Below are 16064 nucleotides of genomic sequence, written 5' to 3' on the forward strand. Positions count from 1 at the left end.
GGGCGGGCGCGGTGGGGTCCACCGCGGCCGGGGGCTCGGCGTCCGAGGCCCTGCGACTCGGTGCTTCATCGCCCAGGGACGTGGTGTCCGGCGTTCCCTCGAGCGGAGACGCGGTACCCGGGGCGCGGGTGAGGTTGGGGGAGTCGAGCGAGTCGGCGAGTGCCGACGGGGGTGTTGCGCGGGTGCCGGTGCGGACCACGGGACCGAGGCCGTCGGGCGGAAGGGCGCACGGGGCCGAGCCGTCGGACGGGGTGTGCCGCCCGTGGATGGCGTCGTCGATCGCCCGGTAGCCCGTGCACCGGCAGAGGTTGCCCTTGAGCAGGCGGGGCAGGTCCTCGAGGTCATGCTCGGTGAGCGTGGACGCGGTCACGACCATGCCCGGCGTGCAGAAGCCGCACTGGAAACCGGCGTGGTCGACGAAGCGCTGCTGCACGGGCGCGAGGTCACCCGGCGTGCCGAGACCGGCGGCCGTCGTGATCGCGGTGCCCTCCGCGCGGAATGCCGGGTAAATGCACGAGTGCACCGGGGTGCCGTCGACGAGCACCGAACAGGCGCCGCAATCGCCGGTGTCGCAGCCCTTCTTGACCTCGAAGTGCTCGAGTTCGCGCAGGAAGGTGCGCAGGCACTGCCCGGGAGCTGCCGTGGCGTCTACCCACTGGCCGTTGACCTCGAATCTCACGGGCGGGCCTCGCTTCCGGTCGGGGTGGTCTCTGCCGGGGTCTGTTCCGGATCGGGAGTCGGTTCCGGGGCCTCGAGCTGCTGGCGGATCTCCTCGGCGAGCACGCCGCTGACCGCGGCGCGCCAGTCGGCCGCGCCATGGGCATCCGTGAACCAGGCGTCGATGCCCGCGACACCGGCACGGAGCTCGGCCGCGGCCGGAAGCGTGTCGAAGCGCAGCTGCACGGGCCGGAGGGTCGCAGCCGTCACCGTCAGGGTGAAGCGGCCGTCGCGGTCGAGGCGGCCGATGACGACGGCGCCCGAGCGGCCGATCGGGGAGAGCGCAATCTTACGGAACACGGTGCGGGCGCGGAGCGAGGCCTCGGGAATGTGGATGGAACGCAGCACATCGCCGGTGCGCAGCACGGTCGTCATGTCGCCGGTGACGAAGTCCGCGGCGGGGATGAGCTCGTCGCTTCCGTCGCGGCGCCAGACGAGCACCTCGGCGTCGAGGGCCGCGGCGAGGCTCGTCATCGGGCCGGCCGGCAGGGCTGTGGCGAGGTTGCCGCCGACGGTTGCGACGTTCCAGACCTTGAACGAACCGTAGAGGGCGGTGCAGCATTCGAAGAGCAGCGGATGCGCGGTCCAGCCCGGCCGGGTCGGGAGCGCAGCGAGCTGGGCGAGGGTGCAGGTCGCGGCGATCTCGAGGCCATCGGCGGTGACGGTGAGCGCCGGCCAGCCGAACGACTGCAGGTCGACGAGCCCGGTGAGGTGTACGCGGGGATCGGCGAACAGTTCGGAACCGCCCGCGAGGGGAGCGACCGTGTCGCCGAGCAGCCGCAGGTCGGCGCGCTCGTGGGCGGGCGTGATCGTCACAACGGTATTGAGGTCCATTGCTGCTCCAGTCGTCCCGGGCCGAGTATCCAGTCAACCGCATTTCCGGGCCGGTTCCGTCCACGGTACCCGTCCCCGTCCGGGGGCGCGCTGCCGCGGACCCGGACTGCGATGCCTCGAACGATTTCGACGGTGATTCTCGTCCCGGGAGACGGGATCGGGCGAGCAGCATCCGCTCGGGCCTGCGCTCCCGTGGATTCGTCACGGATGGCTGCCGGCATCGGCAAAGTCGGAGATTTTTGCGACACGCCGAGTATGCGGTCAGCGGATGCCGCGGGTCGGGGAAATCTCCGACGTTACGTCTCCGGGCGGCGTGGCGGGGCGTGCTGCGGGGCGTGGAGGAGGCGGCTCAGGAGGTGTGGTCGAGGCCGTGGAGCTGATCGATGAGGTGGGGGAGAACGTCGTCGAGCACGGCGAGGCCGTCGCGCACCCCGCCGGTCGAGCCGGGCAGGTTCACGACCACGGTGCGGCCGCGGGCGAGGCCGACGTAGCCGCGGGAGAGCAGGGCCAGGGGAGTGGATGCCGCGCCCCGGCGGCGGAGCTCCTCCGCGAGTCCCGGGATGAGCCGGTCGAGGTGCGGCAGTGTCTGCTCGGGCGTCTCGTCGTGCGGACTCACCCCGGTGCCACCGGTGGTGATCACGAGGTCGCAGTGCGCGGCGATCGCGGCACCGAGGGCCTGGCCGACGCGGTCGCCGTCCGGCACTACGTGGACGGCGTCCACGGTCCAGCCCCTGTCGAGAAGCCAGGCCTCGATGACCGGCCCGGTGCGGTCCGGGTAGATGCCGGCCGCGGCGCGGGTGGACGCGACGATGATCTGCGCGACGCGCGGCGTCGCATCCGTCGGGGTGTTCGTCGTCATGTCCCCAGTGTGCCGCACGGAGAGTCAATCGAAGCCGGACGGGCAGCGAATCCGCAGATGAGGGAATATAGTGCTCGTTATGGCGCAGATACGGATTCGAGAGGCCGCCGGGTTCCTGGGCGTGAGCGACGACACCGTGCGCCGCTGGATCGACAATGAGGTTCTGCCCGCGACAACCGATGCCGCCGGGCGCATGGTCGTCGAGGGCGTCGACCTCGCCCGCCTGGCCACCGAACACGCCGCCGTGCAGACCGACCCGTCCGGCACGGCGAGCTCGGCCCGTAACCGGTTCGTCGGGCTCGTCACCCGCGTCGTGAGCGACCCGGTGATGTCCCAGGTCGAGCTGCAGTGCGGGCCGCACCGTGTCGTTTCCCTGATGAGCACCGAAGCCGTGCGGGAGCTCGGCCTCGTGCCCGGGTCGGTCGCGGTCGCCGTCGTGAAGGCAACCACGGTGATCGTCGAAATCCCCCAGGAGCATTCGTGAGCCCTCGCCGTCACCCCGTCCGCCGGTACCTTCTGGCCTCGATCGCCGTGTGTGCCGCGGCCGCGCTGACGACGGCGTGTGCCGGCCCGGCCGGGGCCGGAGGGTCTGCGACCGGGTCGGCCGCGGCATCCGCGGCGTCAACAACTGCCGCGAGCCGTGTCCCGGAGACCCTGACCGTTTTCGCGGCCGCCTCCTTGAAGAAGACCTTCACCGAGCTCGCGACCGAGTTCGAGGCCGCCAACCCCGGCGTGACCGTTGCGCTCAACTTCGCCGGATCGGCCGACCTCGTCACCCAGATCACCGAAGGCGCTCCCGCCGACGTCTTCGCCTCGGCGGACACGAAGAACATGGCCAAGCTCACGGGCGCTGGCCTCGTCACGGCCGCCCCGGCGGTGTTCGCGACCAATACCCTCGAGATCGCCGTTCCGCCGGGCAATCCGGCCGGCGTGAAGTCCTTCGCCGACCTCGCCGATCCCGGCACCAAGGTCGTCATCTGCGCAGCCCAGGTGCCCTGCGGCGCCGCGACCGCCGCGATCGAGAAGGCGACCGGTGTGACCCTCGCCCCGGTCAGCGAGGAGAACGCCGTCACCGACGTGCTCGGCAAGGTGTCCTCCGGTGAGGCGGATGCCGGCCTCGTCTACGTCACGGACGTCGCCGGGGCGGGCACGAGCGTCCTCGGCATCCCGTTCGCCGAATCAGGCGAGGCCGTGAATTCGTATCCGATCGGCGTCGTCGCCGCGAGCAAGCATGCCGAACTCGGGACCCTGTTCGCAGGCTTCGTCACCGGACCCACCGGGCGGAAGGTGCTCGCCGCGGCGGGCTTCGGCACCCCGTGAGCGTCGCATGACACAGGCCAGCGGCCGGGCAGCTCTCTCTCTGCGCGGCACCGCGCGCGACGATACGGAGGTGCTCGGCGTACCGCGCTGGATCGTCGCGATCGCTGCCGTCGGCGCGCTCTTCATCGTGTTGCCGATCGTCGGAATGACCGCCAGGGTCGATTGGGCGAACTTCGGTGCGCTCGTCACCTCGCCCTCCGCGATCGCGGCGCTGCTGCTCAGCCTCCGCACGGCCGCGGCGAGCACGGCGCTCTGCCTGCTGCTCGGGGTGCCGATGGCGGTCGTGCTCGCCCGGAGCCGGTTCCGCGGCCAGCGGCTCGTGCGGGCGTTCGTGCTCCTGCCGCTCGTGCTACCGCCCGTGGTCGGTGGGATCGCGCTGCTGTCGACGTTCGGCCGCCGGGGGCTGCTCGGCCAGACCTTCGAGGTGCTCGGAATCCAGGTCGCTTTCTCGACGACGGCCGTCGTGCTCGCGCAGGCGTTTGTCGCGCTCCCATTCCTCGTGCTGAGCGTCGAGGCGACCCTGCGGGCATCGGGCGCGCGGTACGAAGCCGTCGCCGCGACGCTCGGCGCCGCCCCGAACACCGTGTTCTGGCGGGTGACCCTTCCGCTCGTCGTGCCGGGGCTCGTCTCGGGGGCCGTGCTCGCGTTCGCGCGGGCCCTCGGTGAGTTCGGTGCGACCCTGACGTTTGCGGGCAGCCTCGAGGGCGTCACCCGCACCCTGCCGCTCGAGATCTACCTGCAGCGCGAAACGGATCCGGATGCCGCCGTCGCCCTCGCCCTGGTGCTCGTCGTGGTCGCCGTCGTGGTCATGGTCGCGACGCACCGGCCGCGGGGGCTCTCATGACCTTCGAGTTCGAGGCGGTCCTCGCGCACCGGAACCTCGATGTGGCCTTCAGCGTCCAGCCGGGGGAGACCGTCGCGCTCCTCGGCTCCAACGGGGCAGGGAAGTCGAGCGTCGTGCAGATCAGCGCCGGCCTGCTGAGACCGGATTCCGGCCGCGCGAGCCTCGCCGGCCATGTCCTCTTCGACCTGCCCGCGGCATCCGCTGCCCCCGACGCACGCACCGGCACCTTTCCCCGCGCAGGTACCTGGATTCCGCCGCACGCCCGCGGCACCGTGCTTCTCGCCCAGGAACCGCTGCTGTTCCCGCACCTGTCCGTTCGCGACAACGTCGCCTTCGGGCCGCGGAGCGCGGGAATTCCCCGGGCCGCGGCGCGTGACCTCGCCGAGGAGTGGCTCGTCGCCGCCGACGTCGCCGACCTCGCCGACCGCAAACCCGGCGCCCTCTCCGGCGGTCAGGCGCAACGGGTGGCCGTCGCGCGCGCCCTCGCGGCCCGACCGCGCCTGCTGTTGCTGGACGAGCCGATGACCTCCCTCGACGTCGCGGCCGTGCCGGCCCAACGCCTGCTGCTGAACCGGATGCTGTCCGACCGTTCGGTGATCCTGGTCACCCATGATCCCCTCGACGCCCTCGCCCTCGCCGACCGGGTCATCGTGCTCGAGGACGGCCGGATCGTCGAGGCGGGTCCGACCCGCGAGGTCTTCGCGAACCCTCGCACCGCATTCACCCGTGCCCTCACCTTCGGTCTCGCGCCCGGGACGGCCGAATCCCGCGAAGACGGCTTAACCTAGGAGCATGACGCTTTCCGCTCCATCGTTCCGTCGTGCCGCCGCCGTGGCGCTGACCGAGGACGAGGTCGCTCGCATCCGCAACGACTTCCCGATCCTCGAACAGCGCATCAACGGGCATCCGCTCAACTATCTGGACTCTGGGGCCACCTCGCAGAACCCGATCAGCGTGATGGAAGCCGAGCAGGAGTACTACGAGCAACGCAACGCGGCCGTGCACCGCGGCGCGCACACCCTCGCGTTCGCGGCGACGGAAGCCTTCGAGGGCGCCCGGGCGACCGTCGCCGCGTTCATCGGCGCGCAGCCCGACGAACTCGTCTGGACCTCGAACGCGACCGAAGGCGTCAATCTCGTCGCATATGCGATCTCCAATGCTTCCCTCGGCCTCGGCGGGCCGGATGCCGCCCGGTTCCGGATCGGGGCCGGCGACGAGATCGTCGTGACCGAGATGGAACACCACGCCAACCTCATTCCGTGGCAGCAGCTCGCCCTGCGCACCGGGGCGACCCTGCGCTTCATTCCCGTGCTGGACGACGGCACCCTCGACCTGGCCGCCGCGGCCACGATCGTCGGCCCGCGCACGCGGCTGCTCGCCTTCACCCACGCGTCCAACGTCGTCGGCACGATCAATCCCGTCGCCGAGCTCGTCGAGCTCGCGCACCGCTTCGGCGCCCTCGTCATGCTCGACGCCTGCCAGACCGTGCCGCACCTGCCGGTCGACGTTGCCGCGCTCGACGTGGACTTCGCCGTCTTCTCCGGGCACAAAATGCTCGGCCCGACCGGCATCGGAGCGCTCTTCGGCAAGGCCGACCTGCTCGCCGGGCTGCCGCCGTTCCTGACCGGCGGTTCGATGATCACGACCGTCGACATGGAACACGCCGAGTTCCTCGCGCCCCCGCAGCGCTTCGAGGCCGGCACCCAGCGCATCTCGCAGGCGATCGCCCTCGCCGCCGCCGTCGACTACCTGACCGAAACCGGCATGGACCGGATCGCCCTTCGTGAGGCCGAACTCGGCCAGCGCCTCGTGGCCGGGCTCGCCGAGATCCCCGGCGTTCGGGTGCTCGGACCGGCCGCCGGCATCGACCGCATCGGCCTCGCCGCCTTCGACGTCGCCGGGGTGCATGCCCACGACGTCGGCCAGTTCCTCGACGAGGCCGGCATCGCCGTGCGGGTCGGCCACCACTGCGCCCAGCCGCTGCACCGCCGCCTCGGCATCACCGCGTCCACGCGCGCCAGCACCTACCTCTACACGACGACCGACGAGGTCGACCAGTTCCTGGCCGCCATGCACGAGGTCGCCCCGTTCTTCGGAGTGAAGTCATGAGCTCGAGCGAGCTGCAGCAGCTGTACCAGCAGATCATCCTCGACCACGCCAAGTACCGGCACGGCGCCTCGGCAGAGCCGTTCGGCGTGTTCGACGCCGACGGTGCACCGGGGCTGCGTCTCGCCGAGTCGCACCAGGTGAACACGACCTGCGGCGACGAGATCACGGTTCGCGTCGGCGTCCGCGCCGGCTCTGGTACCGCAGCGGATGCCGCGGTGGCGGATGCCGCCGGCCCTGCTCCTGTGATCGAACAGTTCGTCTGGCGCGGTGACGGCTGCTCGATCTCGATGGCGTCGGCATCCGTGCTCGCGGACACGATGACCGGACTGACCGTTCCCGAAGCCGAGGCACTGGTCACGACCTTCCGTGATCTGCTCCGCTCGCGCGGCACGATCGAGCCCGACGAAGAGGTGCTCGGCGATGCCGCGGCCTTCGCCGGCGTCTCCAAGTATCCAGCCAGGGTCAAGTGCGCGATGCTGCCCTGGGTCGCGTTCGAGGCCGCCCTGATGCAGGTCGCCGCGGCATCCGTCGCCCCCGCGACCCCGCTCGCCTAACCGCGCCCGGCGCTGCCGGGTCGCCGCGTCACCGGCTGATTCTCGTCCGCGAGAGTACGTTTTTGGCCCTTAAAACCGTGTTTTAAGGGCCAAAAGTGCGCTCTCGCGCAACCTTGCGCGCGCACGCTGGGGCGCGAGGGCTCGGCGCTGGTCAGGCGCGGGAACGCGCGACGAGGCTGAGGACGGCGCTGGTGGCGGGCAGGTTCGGCAGGAGCGCGGCGCCGTCGAGACCGTTGGCGGTGGGAAAGCGGATGTCCGCGGCCGGCCAGACCAGGCGGAGATCGCGCTCGAAGCGGGTCGCGATCTCGGGTGAGCGCAGCACTCCGCCGAGCCCGCCGATCACGGGTGCGTCGACCACCGACTGGCCCACCCGTTCGAGTCCGGTGCGCACCGACAGTGCGAGTTCGGCGGCATCAGCGTCGGACTGCGTGAAGCCGGAGATGCCGGCGCTCAGGGTGCGAATGCCGAGGTCGTCGGAAAGGCCGCTTTCGGTCGCGGCGACGGCCTTGACGACATCGGCGAGCTGGGGCATCAGCTCCCGGTCGGTGCGAATGCCGGCGAAATCAAACGTGTCGTGTCGTCCGTCGGCCGAGCGGAGCAGGGCGCGGATGCCGGTCTGGCCGGCATCAATGGTGAGGGAGCGGGATACGTCGGTCATCGCGGGGCGTCCTTGGTCGAGGGGGCGAATCGAAACTGCGGTGCGGCCGGCGAGAGTGTCGGCGCACAGTCCCTATCATTCCGCGTTGCCGTGCCTGGAGGGCAGTCCCCGCACGGCCAGTCCCGGAGAGGGACCCCTCGGAAAGGAGTGCGCGCGAACCATGGGTCGGCTAGCCTTCTGGTATCGCCGGTCCGACAACCGGCCTCTGGGGGGAGAATGTTGAATAATCTGGCTGGCTGGCATGTACTAATTCTCGTTGGGGGCTTGGCGGTGATGGCCGCTGTGGCCGTGGCGATTGTCTTTGTCGCCATTCGAATCGCGCGCCGCAAGTAGTGCGCACGATGGTCGCCACCGGGCGAAGACGAGGGCGGCACTGATGGGATTGTCCGCCGGGACGAGTCTCGTGATGCTGGGGTTTGCCGTCTTGCTCGCGCTGGCCGTCGTCGGGATCATCGTGGTGCCCATCCGGCTGTCGCGGCGGAAGTAGCGCTCGGTCAGCAGCCGGGGCCCGATGGGCTGGCCCTGCAGTCCTGGCCGACGAGGACGGTCGAGGCCGTGCTGACGATGACGGTGAGCGGCGGTGCGGCGATCGTGAGTGCGCCCTGCACCGGACGCCAGGGTTGTGCGCCGGCGCGGTACTCGGCCGAGTAGACAACCGATAGCACCACGGTGTGTCGGCCGGTAGACCTGAAAATGTGGCTGGTTGCGGTGTCGGAGAACTCCGGGACGCCGAGCGTCCCCCAGCTCGCGCCGCCCGTCGCGGAGTCAACGGGCGTGCCGTCGCCGACGTCCCAGTGGAATCGCTTCGGCGTGAAACGGACCTCGGCGGGGAACCCGAGCAGCACGCCCGAGCGCACGTGCACGGATGCCCGGGCCAGGAAATTCGCCGGAAGCCCGGTGATCGCCCAGCCGTTGGGTTCCATGCCCTGCTCGGGCACGGCCGCCGGGAAAGTGACGAGATCGCTGATGCTGACCACGAGATTCGGGTCACAGAGCGGACAGTTGACGGCGAACCCGTCCCTCACGAACGGCAGAGCAACGGTCGGTGTCGGCGTCGATCGCGGAGCGCTCGAGCCGGTCGCGCCGCGCGCATCACCCGTGCCGTCAGCCGTTCCCGACGCGGTGCCGCCGGGTCCCGTCCCCGAGTCGAATCCCGTCGACAAGTCCACACCCCCGCCGTTCACCACCCCCGTGACCGGTGGTGGTTCTGAACACTGGCTGGCAAGGTTCTTCCAACCCACGCAGGGATCCCTCTCTGTGGTGACTTCTGCGAATCCCAGGAGCGCCGGCAATAGCAGGAAGATCAGCAGAAATTTGTGCCGGACCATGTGACGGACTCCTCCACAAGTAGTCGTCGACTCTGATTGGGGAGAGTGAAACGAACTTCGAGGGGATAACGACGGGCGACATCTAGTGAGACCGTGCTGGTTCCCGATGCGTCTACCAGATCGGCTTGCGATGTATCCAGGCAAAGGTACGTTGTGACGGTCCCGTGCGTAAGGTCGGCGCTCTGTAATCGCAATGAGTCGAATCTCAGGTTCCCAGTACCGTGGAGACCCCCTTCAGCTAGTCCCTGAAGCGATTGAATCTCATCCTTAAGCGCTCCTCCCGTAGCGACGGCGGCCATCCGCTCGGGGGAAACTCCGCCCTCGTGGCCGATCTGCGTCGATAGTGCTTGGTATTCGGTGAATGAAGTTCGTGCGGCCTCGAGAGCGTCGGCTTCTGAGGCGAAAGCGGGGGCATCCGCTGTCGGGGACGCAGATGGGCTCGCGATCGACGCCGGTGACGTCGCGCACCCGGTGAGGGCGAGGAGGCCGGCAGTACAGAGGGGCGCGTACAAAGTCGTCGTCGCCAGCCGGTACCTCGCACGGATCCGCATGCGGTCACGTTAGAACACCTGAGGACATCCCGCTGGAGTTATCCACAGGGCGACACTCTTGTCGGGCCAAATGGCCTAACCAATTCGACGGAGATTTTGGGTTTTCGCACCCGTGAGATCGCGATCTAAGCGCTTTCCGGGCAAAAACTCCGTCGAATTCGTTAGGGGGACTCGGGCCAGGGGAGACCGGCTGGCGCAAAGGGGCTAAAGGATGCGCTCCTCGAGCCAGGCGGCCTGCCGCAGCCAGTGGTGGCCCGAGCCGCCCTCGTGCTGGTTGAACGGGTAGACCTCGATGTCCGCCTCGCCCGCGTAGTGGTTGAGGGCCGCGAAGACCGTCGACGGCGGGCAGACCGGGTCCATCAGGGCGACCGAGAAGAGCGCCGGGGCCGTCGCGCGCTTGGCGAAGTTCACGCCATCGAAGTAGGAAAGCGTTGTGAAGGTCTGCTCGACGAGGTCGCGGTGCACCGAGAGGTACCGCACGATCTCCTGGTACGGGTCCCCATCGGTGATCTCAACGGCCCGCTCGAAGTGACAGAGGAAGGGCACTTCGGGCATGACCCCGATGAGTCCCTCGCTGAGGCCCGCCGCAGCGAGCGCGATTCCGCCGCCCTGGCTGCCGCCGCACACGGCGACGCGGGTCGGGTCGACCCGGTCGAGCGTGCGCACGGCGTCGATCGCGCGGGCGGCATCCGTGAAGACCCGGCGGTAGTAGTAGTCGTGCGGTCGTTCGATGCCGCGGGTCACGAAACCGGGGGCCGACGGCCCGGTGCCGTTCGGGTCTGGAGTGTCGCCGCCGGAGCCCCAGACGCTGCCCTGGCCCCGGGTGTCCATGAACAGGTAGGCGTACCCGGCGGTGACCCAGGCGAGGTGCTCGTGGGGGAGGCCGCGGCCTCCGCCGTAGCCGTTGTACTCGACGACGGCGGGCAGCGGGCCGGTCGTGCCTGCCGGCACCAGAAACCAGGCGCGCACCGGCTGCCCGGCGAATCCGTTGAAGGTCATGTCGTAGACCTCGACCTGGCTGAGCGGGGAGTCGACCCGGGTCAGGCGTGGTTCGTCGGGAAAGCGGCGCGCGTCGGCGAGGGTGTCCTCCCAGAACTCGTAGAAGTCGTCCGGCTCGGCGACGATCGGCCGGTAGTCGCGAAGCTCGGGCAGGCTGAGGTCGTAACGGGGCACAGAGGGCCTTTCGGTGAGGCACACGGATGCGACGGGCCGCGCGGATGCCTCGGCGTCGATCGATCTCGTCCCCAGCCTAGTGTTGCGGTCAGCGACCTTCCGCCCGCGCCGTTGCTGCGGCATCCGCGCCCTGAATTGCGGAGAAAACACCTTCGTCGCGCCGGCGAGGGTGTTTTGTCCGCAATCGAACGGGCCGAACCGGCGGAGCCTCTCAGCTGCGGCCTGCCGCGCGCTTCTTGTAGTAGTCCCGCCAGATCAGGCGGTGGATCGGAATCCACCGCGGGATGTCCCTCAGGCCGGGGATGAACGGCACGAGCGTCAACAGCACACTCAGCAGGAGCATCAGGAGCACGACGAGAAGGTCGGCGTTGGGGGCGGATGCGAACGGCTCGATTTGGTACCAGAACGAGAAGAGCCACAGCCACGACTGGCCTGGCGTGTTTCCCGTCTCGTTCATCATGCCCCACTGGTCGCCGGTGAGATGCGCAGCGGTCGCGAGGTCGCCGAAGTATGCCCCGTCACCGAGGAACAGGATCGTGCGGGTGTAATCGGCGTTGTAGAACGACTGCTGCGCGTTCAGCACTCCGTCGAGCGCGCCCTGGCTCGCCATCGTGAGCAACGCGTCGGTCAGGACCGGCACGGGGCCGTAGTCGCCGGTGGTGACCTGGGCCGGGTCGCCGTCGGGGGCGTTCGTAAGTGCATCCGTGTATGCGGCGGTCCAGTCGGCCTTCTCGGTATCGCTTGCCGCGTTCCACGTGTCGAGGGCGGCACTCGGCGGCGCGTTGAGCGTCGTCAGCGGGGTGATCACGATGTCCTTAGCCGTGTCGATCGGCAGCTGCACCCCGGAGAAGCTCTGCAGGTCGAAGGCTCCGATGGTCTGGGTCGCATCGGCGGTCGTGTTGTACGGCGGGCCGTAACCGGCGGTCTCACTCGTGCCGCCGAGCTCGGCTGTCGCGGTTGCCACGAAGTCGGCGGGCTGGGCCTGGGCCCAGGACTTGAGGGTCACGCTCGGTTCGTCGGGCGAGCCGACGATCGCCGAGAGACCGACGATCACGAGCCCGACGACGACGAGGGCGACCGTGAGTTCCTTGAAGAGGTCGTACTCGCGCACGGTGCCGCGCCACGGGCGGCGGGCGAGGCCATCCCGGTCGGAACGGGACATGGTCGGGGCGCTCATCGGGTCGCCTCCGTCCGGTTCGGGTTCGTGCCCGGACTGCCCTGCGCGCGGTCGCCGAGCGGTGCGGCGCTCCGGGCGGTGGCGTCGCCGTCGAGCAGCGCAGTGCCGCTCAGCTGGGCGTCGGTCTCGGCAGCATCAATCGGGGGGACGACCCCGTGCATCCTCACCAGGATCACGTGGAGTGCGACGACGGCTCCGACCGCGAGAGGAAGCAGCACGATGTGGAACCCGAAGATCTGGCCGAGGTTGGCCACGTTGAACCAGGCGCCGATGCCCGAGGCGTTGAGTGCGTCTTTGCCCTCGAAGGCGATCCACTGCGAGTCGAAGTTAGTCTGCAGCAGGTAGCCGGTGAACGCCGCGACGATCGAGACGAGGAAGGCGCCCATGCCGGTGATCCAGGTGAGGGTGCGCCCGCCGCGCCAGGCGGCCATCCAGTACTTGCCCCAGAGATGCACGACCATCGTCATGAAGAAGAGCTCGACGCTCCACAGGTGCACGCTGTTCACGAAGTGCCCGAAGTCGGAGACGTGGTACCAGGCCGGGCCGTTCAGGCTCAGCACGACGCCGGAGACCACGATGAAGACGAGCGAGACGATCGCGCCCATTCCGAAGACGTAGATCCAGGATGCGACGTAGCTCGGTTGGTCCTGCGGCAGCAGTTTGTCGGCGGGCAGGTGCTTCAGTAGCCAGCCCCTGGCCTTCCCGGTCCAGGTGTAGGACTCCTCGACCGGTTCGGTCTTCCGTTCCTCGCGGATGCTCATGGCCGTTTCTTCCCGCTCGGGAACGGCAGGAACAGGGCCAGCACGAACAGCAGGATCATCACGAGGATCACGATGAGGTTGCCGAGCTGGATCTGGAAGGCACCAAAGCCGAGATAGATGCCCGGACTGTCCTGGGCTGCAAAATAGCTGATGAGCGGATGCATTACGGCTCCATTGCTCGGGATATCGGCCAGCCGTTGGGTGAATCCGAGCGGCTATGCCCCGATGGATCTCACGCTATTCCCGTTCGGCCGGAATCGCTCATCATTCGACGCGGAAATGCCCTGAGACTCCGTTCAGGAACCCGCGCCACAGGACAGCATTTTGCGTCGATGCTACGCGGCGCCGAGCTCGGCGCGCAGGGACCAGTCCTGGCCCTCGAGGATGATCTGGGCGCAGCGGCCGGTCGTGGAGTTCACGACGATCGGCGCCATCAGGTTGACGGTCGTTCCGCCTTCGCGCGGGTTGGTCACGACGAGCACGAGAGCCTCATCGGGGTCGGCCAGGTCGAGGGAGAGGGCGTGCTCGTCGGTGATGACGGGGGAGTAGTCCGGCAGATAGATTGCCGCGTCGAGAACGAACAACCGGGTGTGCCGGTCCTCGGCGGACTGCAGCGTGTAGAGGCCGTCGGCTCCGGCGATCTCGGTGAGATCGAACTCGGTCAGCGGGGCGAGCCCGGGCGGAGGGGAGACGAATGTCAGGGTGGCGCTCATTGGAGGAAGTCCATCAGTGTGTGCTGCAGTACCTTCGCGGTCACGGAGAGCGCAGCCTGATAGCTGACCTCCTGGAGTTTCAGGTTGAGGGCGGCCTGGGCGAGGTCGACGTCTTCGATCCCGGATCGTTGGGCCTCGAGCGTTCCGGCCTTGGTGACGAGGCCGGCACCGGCGCTCTCGATCTGTGCCTGGCGAACGCCGTTGTCCGACTGCGCGGCGATGACCGTGGTCAGTCGGGTGTCGACGGTCGAGAGGTAGTCGCTCGCGGTCGTCGTCGCCGACGCTCCGGCAGCGGCGACGCCCGTCGACGAGTCCAGTGCGTTGCTGATGTTGTCGATGAGGCTGAACACTGAATCGGTCCCGATTCCATAGACGGATGCACCATTGGAGTCGACGCGCACGGTCGAGTCCGCGGCAACGCGGCGCTCGACGGTCGAACCGGCTGTGCCCGTGTAGGTCACCGTAGCCGGAATCGCCGGGGTAGCCCCGGTCGCCGGGATTCCGGCGGTCGTCGTGAAGGCTGCAGGGGCATCCGAGGTGCCCGCGAAGACGCTGCGTCCGAGGTACTGCGTGTTCGCCTGGGTGAGCAGGTCCTGCTTGAGGCCCTGCAGCTGCGCGGCGAGGGCGCTCTTCGCGGTCTGCGAGAGCGAGCCGTTGCCGCCCTGCACGGTGATGTCGCGCACCTGGTTCATGATGTTCGTCGTCGCGGCCAGGGCCGAGTCCGTTGTGGTCAGCCAGCCGGTGCCGTTGTCGACGTTGCGGGTGTACTGGGCGACAGCGCTCTGCTGGGCGCGAACCGCGAGCGAATCCGCGGCGCGGGCCGGGTCGTCCGAAGGGTTCTTCAGGGTCGTCAGTGACGAGGCCTGCTCCTGCAGCTGGGTGAGCCTCGCGAGGTTGGTCTGCAGGCTCGACTGGGCTGCGCGAATCTGGGTTTGGGTGGTGACACGGGAGATCATGGTCAGCGTCCCACCAATCCGGTCTTGTTGATGAGCACGTCGAGCATCTCGTCGACGGCGGTCATGACGCGGGCGGCGCCCTGGTACGCGTGCTGGAACATCAAAAGGCTCACGTTCTCTTCGTCGAGGTCGACGGATGCGTTGGACAGCTGGGCCTTGACCGCTGCGGTCGACGTGGTGTTGGCCAGGGACGCACCCTGAAGCTCAGCCTTCGTGGTCACCGCGAGGCTGGTCACGACATTGGACCAGTCTGCGCTCGGGGACGTGAGGGGGAGGCCGGTCGCAGGGTCGAGGGCGGTGGCCTTTCCCGCGCCCAGCTGCGAGACGGCGTCGGCGATCGAGCCATCGAGGGCCCCACCGGTGCCGGCGGCCTTGAGCGCGGCGGTGAGTGCTGTGGCCGTTTTCGGAACCACGGTCAAGCCGAGGGCAGCGGCCCCGGTGGCGGGGACCTCGAAGAAGTCCCCGGTGGCGGCCGAGGTGGGGTTGAAGACGGCGTTGACGTTCTTGGCGAGCGTTGTTGCGAAGGAGTTGTAGGTCGCCGCAACGTCAGCGAGGGTCGATCCGGTTCCCTTGCCGTTGGCGTCGAGCGTCGCGGGGCCGAGCAGCGAGAGCGCTCCGGCCAGTTCGCCGCCGTCGATGGCAGCGGCCGTCGATGAGGCGTTGCCGAGGTCTTTCGTCCAGGCGACCTTGACAGTCCCGGTTCCAGTCATCGACCTGGGGCCGACGGCCGTCAGGCTCTGCGCCTGGTCGCCGCTGACGAGGGCGTTGCCGCCGACGAAGACGCTGACCGTGCCGTCGGCCTGCTCGGAGACGACGCCGCCGGTCAGTGCGGCGATGGTCGTGGTGAGCGCGCTGCGCTTGTCGAGGAGTTCGTTGGCGGAACCGCCCGCTGCGACCGTCAGGCGGATCTGGGAGTTGAGACCGGCGACCTGCGTGGCCGCGGAATTGACCTCTGAGACCATCGAGTCGACGCTCGAGCGCTGCGAGGTCCACTCGGTGGCGACGGCCTGGTAATTGGACGCGATCTGGCCGGCCACCGCCTTTGCCTGGCTCAGCACGACGCCGGCCGGGGCGGCGTCGCCGACGGCGTTGGAGACGTCTTGCCAGCCGGCCCAGAACTTCGAGAGGGTCGCAGACAGTCCGCTCGTGCCGGGTTCGTTGGTGGCTGCCTCAATCGCGGAGAACGAGTTGGCGCGCACTGCCGAGAAGCCGGCTGCCGCGGCAGAGGCCCGCACCTGTGCGTCGAGGCTCGCACTACCGAGACGGGCGATGCCGGTGACCGAGACGCCCTGGCCGGCGCCGACTCCGGAGGAGAAAAGGCCGACGCGCGTCACGGCATCGACTGAAGAGGTCGTCACGCGCTGGCGGGTGTATCCCTCCGTGCCGGCGTTGGCGATGTTCTGGCCGACGACGTCGAGGCCCTGGCGGGCGGCGACGAGGCCGGTGTACGCGGTGTTGAGTCCGCCGAATGTGCTCATGGGGTTCCCGTTAGAACGACTGGTCGAAGAGG

General features: G+C 69.1%; 18 protein-coding genes. 6 read left to right on the forward strand and 12 right to left on the reverse strand.

The window, feature by feature from the left end; all coding sequences use genetic code 11:
• From QN350_RS16220 to QN350_RS16230, 3 genes are all read right to left on the reverse strand, one after another.
• Positions 1-679 (reverse strand): (2Fe-2S)-binding protein (locus QN350_RS16220; RefSeq protein ID WP_323516923.1); only part of this gene is annotated, 679 nt, incomplete at its 3' end.
• Positions 676-1551 carry an FAD binding domain-containing protein gene (locus QN350_RS16225; protein ID WP_322139605.1) on the reverse strand — a complete coding sequence of 292 codons (876 nt, stop codon included), beginning with the start codon at positions 1549-1551 and terminating at the stop codon, positions 676-678. The genes QN350_RS16225 and QN350_RS16220, both read right to left, overlap by 4 nt.
• A gap of 349 nt (positions 1552-1900) precedes the next feature.
• The gene (locus QN350_RS16230; RefSeq protein WP_322139606.1) at positions 1901-2410 is read right to left on the reverse strand and encodes a MogA/MoaB family molybdenum cofactor biosynthesis protein; all 510 of its coding nucleotides are present in this window, start codon (positions 2408-2410) and stop codon (positions 1901-1903) included.
• A gap of 79 nt (positions 2411-2489) precedes the next feature.
• On the opposite strand from QN350_RS16230, the gene QN350_RS16235 reads away from it, so the two are divergent.
• From QN350_RS16235 to sufU, 6 genes are read left to right on the forward strand one after another with little or no spacing between them, the layout of a single operon-like run.
• Entirely contained in the window at positions 2490-2894 is a 405-nt protein-coding gene (locus QN350_RS16235; protein WP_281534698.1) for a TOBE domain-containing protein, read from the forward strand.
• Positions 2891-3730, forward strand: a complete 840-nt coding sequence (gene modA, locus QN350_RS16240; protein ID WP_416173032.1) for a molybdate ABC transporter substrate-binding protein — start codon at positions 2891-2893, stop codon at positions 3728-3730. Before QN350_RS16235 ends, modA begins: the two co-directional genes overlap by 4 nt.
• Positions 3731-3737: 7 nt before the next feature.
• Entirely contained in the window at positions 3738-4574 is an 837-nt protein-coding gene (locus QN350_RS16245) for an ABC transporter permease (protein ID WP_322139607.1), read from the forward strand.
• Positions 4571-5362: an ATP-binding cassette domain-containing protein gene (locus tag QN350_RS16250; protein WP_416173033.1), complete on the forward strand. Its 792-nt coding sequence runs from the start codon at positions 4571-4573 to the stop codon at positions 5360-5362. The genes QN350_RS16245 and QN350_RS16250 overlap by 4 nt, the downstream gene beginning before the upstream one ends.
• A 4-nt stretch (positions 5363-5366) precedes the next feature.
• Positions 5367-6683, forward strand: coding sequence for a SufS family cysteine desulfurase (locus QN350_RS16255; RefSeq protein WP_322139608.1), 1317 nt, complete (start codon positions 5367-5369; stop codon positions 6681-6683).
• Positions 6680-7237 carry a Fe-S cluster assembly sulfur transfer protein SufU gene (gene sufU, locus QN350_RS16260; RefSeq protein WP_322139609.1) on the forward strand — a complete coding sequence of 186 codons (558 nt, stop codon included), beginning with the start codon at positions 6680-6682 and terminating at the stop codon, positions 7235-7237. Before QN350_RS16255 ends, sufU begins: the two co-directional genes overlap by 4 nt.
• 151 nt (positions 7238-7388) lie before the next feature.
• On the opposite strand, the gene QN350_RS16265 is transcribed toward sufU, so the two are convergent.
• From QN350_RS16265 to flgK, 9 genes are all read right to left on the reverse strand, one after another.
• On the reverse strand, positions 7389-7895 hold the full coding sequence (locus tag QN350_RS16265; protein WP_323516924.1) for a hypothetical protein: 507 nt from the start codon (positions 7893-7895) through the stop codon (positions 7389-7391).
• Positions 7896-8389: 494 nt separating this feature from the next.
• Complete coding sequence (locus QN350_RS16270) at positions 8390-9064, reverse strand: hypothetical protein (protein WP_322139611.1); 675 nt, start codon at positions 9062-9064, stop codon at positions 8390-8392.
• 914 nt (positions 9065-9978) lie between these two features.
• The gene (locus tag QN350_RS16275) at positions 9979-10947 is read right to left on the reverse strand and encodes an acetylxylan esterase (RefSeq protein WP_322139612.1); all 969 of its coding nucleotides are present in this window, start codon (positions 10945-10947) and stop codon (positions 9979-9981) included.
• A 211-nt stretch (positions 10948-11158) separates the two neighbouring features.
• A complete protein-coding gene (locus tag QN350_RS16280; protein WP_322139613.1) occupies positions 11159-12124 on the reverse strand; it encodes a hypothetical protein in 966 nt (321 codons plus the stop codon).
• A complete protein-coding gene (locus QN350_RS16285; RefSeq protein WP_322139614.1) occupies positions 12121-12885 on the reverse strand; it encodes a cytochrome b N-terminal domain-containing protein in 765 nt (254 codons plus the stop codon). The genes QN350_RS16280 and QN350_RS16285 overlap by 4 nt, the downstream gene beginning before the upstream one ends.
• Entirely contained in the window at positions 12882-13049 is a 168-nt protein-coding gene (locus tag QN350_RS16290) for a hypothetical protein (RefSeq protein ID WP_166787363.1), read from the reverse strand. Before QN350_RS16290 ends, QN350_RS16285 begins: the two co-directional genes overlap by 4 nt.
• Before the next feature lie 171 nt (positions 13050-13220).
• Positions 13221-13598, reverse strand: a complete 378-nt coding sequence (locus QN350_RS16295; protein WP_322139615.1) for a flagellar assembly protein FliW — start codon at positions 13596-13598, stop codon at positions 13221-13223.
• Positions 13595-14554: a flagellar hook-associated protein FlgL gene (gene flgL / locus QN350_RS16300; protein ID WP_322139616.1), complete on the reverse strand. Its 960-nt coding sequence runs from the start codon at positions 14552-14554 to the stop codon at positions 13595-13597. The genes QN350_RS16295 and flgL overlap by 4 nt, the downstream gene beginning before the upstream one ends.
• A gap of 2 nt (positions 14555-14556) precedes the next feature.
• Positions 14557-16032: a flagellar hook-associated protein FlgK gene (gene flgK, locus QN350_RS16305; protein WP_322139617.1), complete on the reverse strand. Its 1476-nt coding sequence runs from the start codon at positions 16030-16032 to the stop codon at positions 14557-14559.
• Between the last annotated feature and the right edge of the window lie 32 nt (positions 16033-16064).

This window comes from Cryobacterium sp. 10I5 (assembly GCF_035019865.1).
GTDB classification, from domain to species: Bacteria; Actinomycetota; Actinomycetes; order Actinomycetales; family Microbacteriaceae; genus Cryobacterium; species Cryobacterium breve_A.

What these genes read in the sequence shown, in the direction of transcription:
- QN350_RS16255 (WP_322139608.1), top strand. Translation starts at nt 5,367, where the DNA reads ATGACGCTTTCCGCTCCATCGTTCCGTCGTGCCGCCGCCGTGGCGCTG.
- flgL (WP_322139616.1), bottom strand. Translation starts at nt 14,554, where the DNA reads ATGATCTCCCGTGTCACCACCCAAACCCAGATTCGCGCAGCCCAGTCG.
- QN350_RS16295 (WP_322139615.1), bottom strand. Translation starts at nt 13,598, where the DNA reads ATGAGCGCCACCCTGACATTCGTCTCCCCTCCGCCCGGGCTCGCCCCG.
- QN350_RS16250 (WP_416173033.1), top strand. Translation starts at nt 4,571, where the DNA reads ATGACCTTCGAGTTCGAGGCGGTCCTCGCGCACCGGAACCTCGATGTG.
- flgK (WP_322139617.1), bottom strand. Translation starts at nt 16,032, where the DNA reads ATGAGCACATTCGGCGGACTCAACACCGCGTACACCGGCCTCGTCGCC.
- QN350_RS16225 (WP_322139605.1), bottom strand. Translation starts at nt 1,551, where the DNA reads ATGGACCTCAATACCGTTGTGACGATCACGCCCGCCCACGAGCGCGCC.
- QN350_RS16245 (WP_322139607.1), top strand. Translation starts at nt 3,738, where the DNA reads ATGACACAGGCCAGCGGCCGGGCAGCTCTCTCTCTGCGCGGCACCGCG.
- sufU (WP_322139609.1), top strand. Translation starts at nt 6,680, where the DNA reads ATGAGCTCGAGCGAGCTGCAGCAGCTGTACCAGCAGATCATCCTCGAC.
- QN350_RS16280 (WP_322139613.1), bottom strand. Translation starts at nt 12,124, where the DNA reads ATGAGCGCCCCGACCATGTCCCGTTCCGACCGGGATGGCCTCGCCCGC.
- QN350_RS16285 (WP_322139614.1), bottom strand. Translation starts at nt 12,885, where the DNA reads ATGAGCATCCGCGAGGAACGGAAGACCGAACCGGTCGAGGAGTCCTAC.
- QN350_RS16235 (WP_281534698.1), top strand. Translation starts at nt 2,490, where the DNA reads ATGGCGCAGATACGGATTCGAGAGGCCGCCGGGTTCCTGGGCGTGAGC.
- QN350_RS16230 (WP_322139606.1), bottom strand. Translation starts at nt 2,410, where the DNA reads ATGACGACGAACACCCCGACGGATGCGACGCCGCGCGTCGCGCAGATC.
- QN350_RS16290 (WP_166787363.1), bottom strand. Translation starts at nt 13,049, where the DNA reads ATGCATCCGCTCATCAGCTATTTTGCAGCCCAGGACAGTCCGGGCATC.
- QN350_RS16265 (WP_323516924.1), bottom strand. Translation starts at nt 7,895, where the DNA reads ATGACCGACGTATCCCGCTCCCTCACCATTGATGCCGGCCAGACCGGC.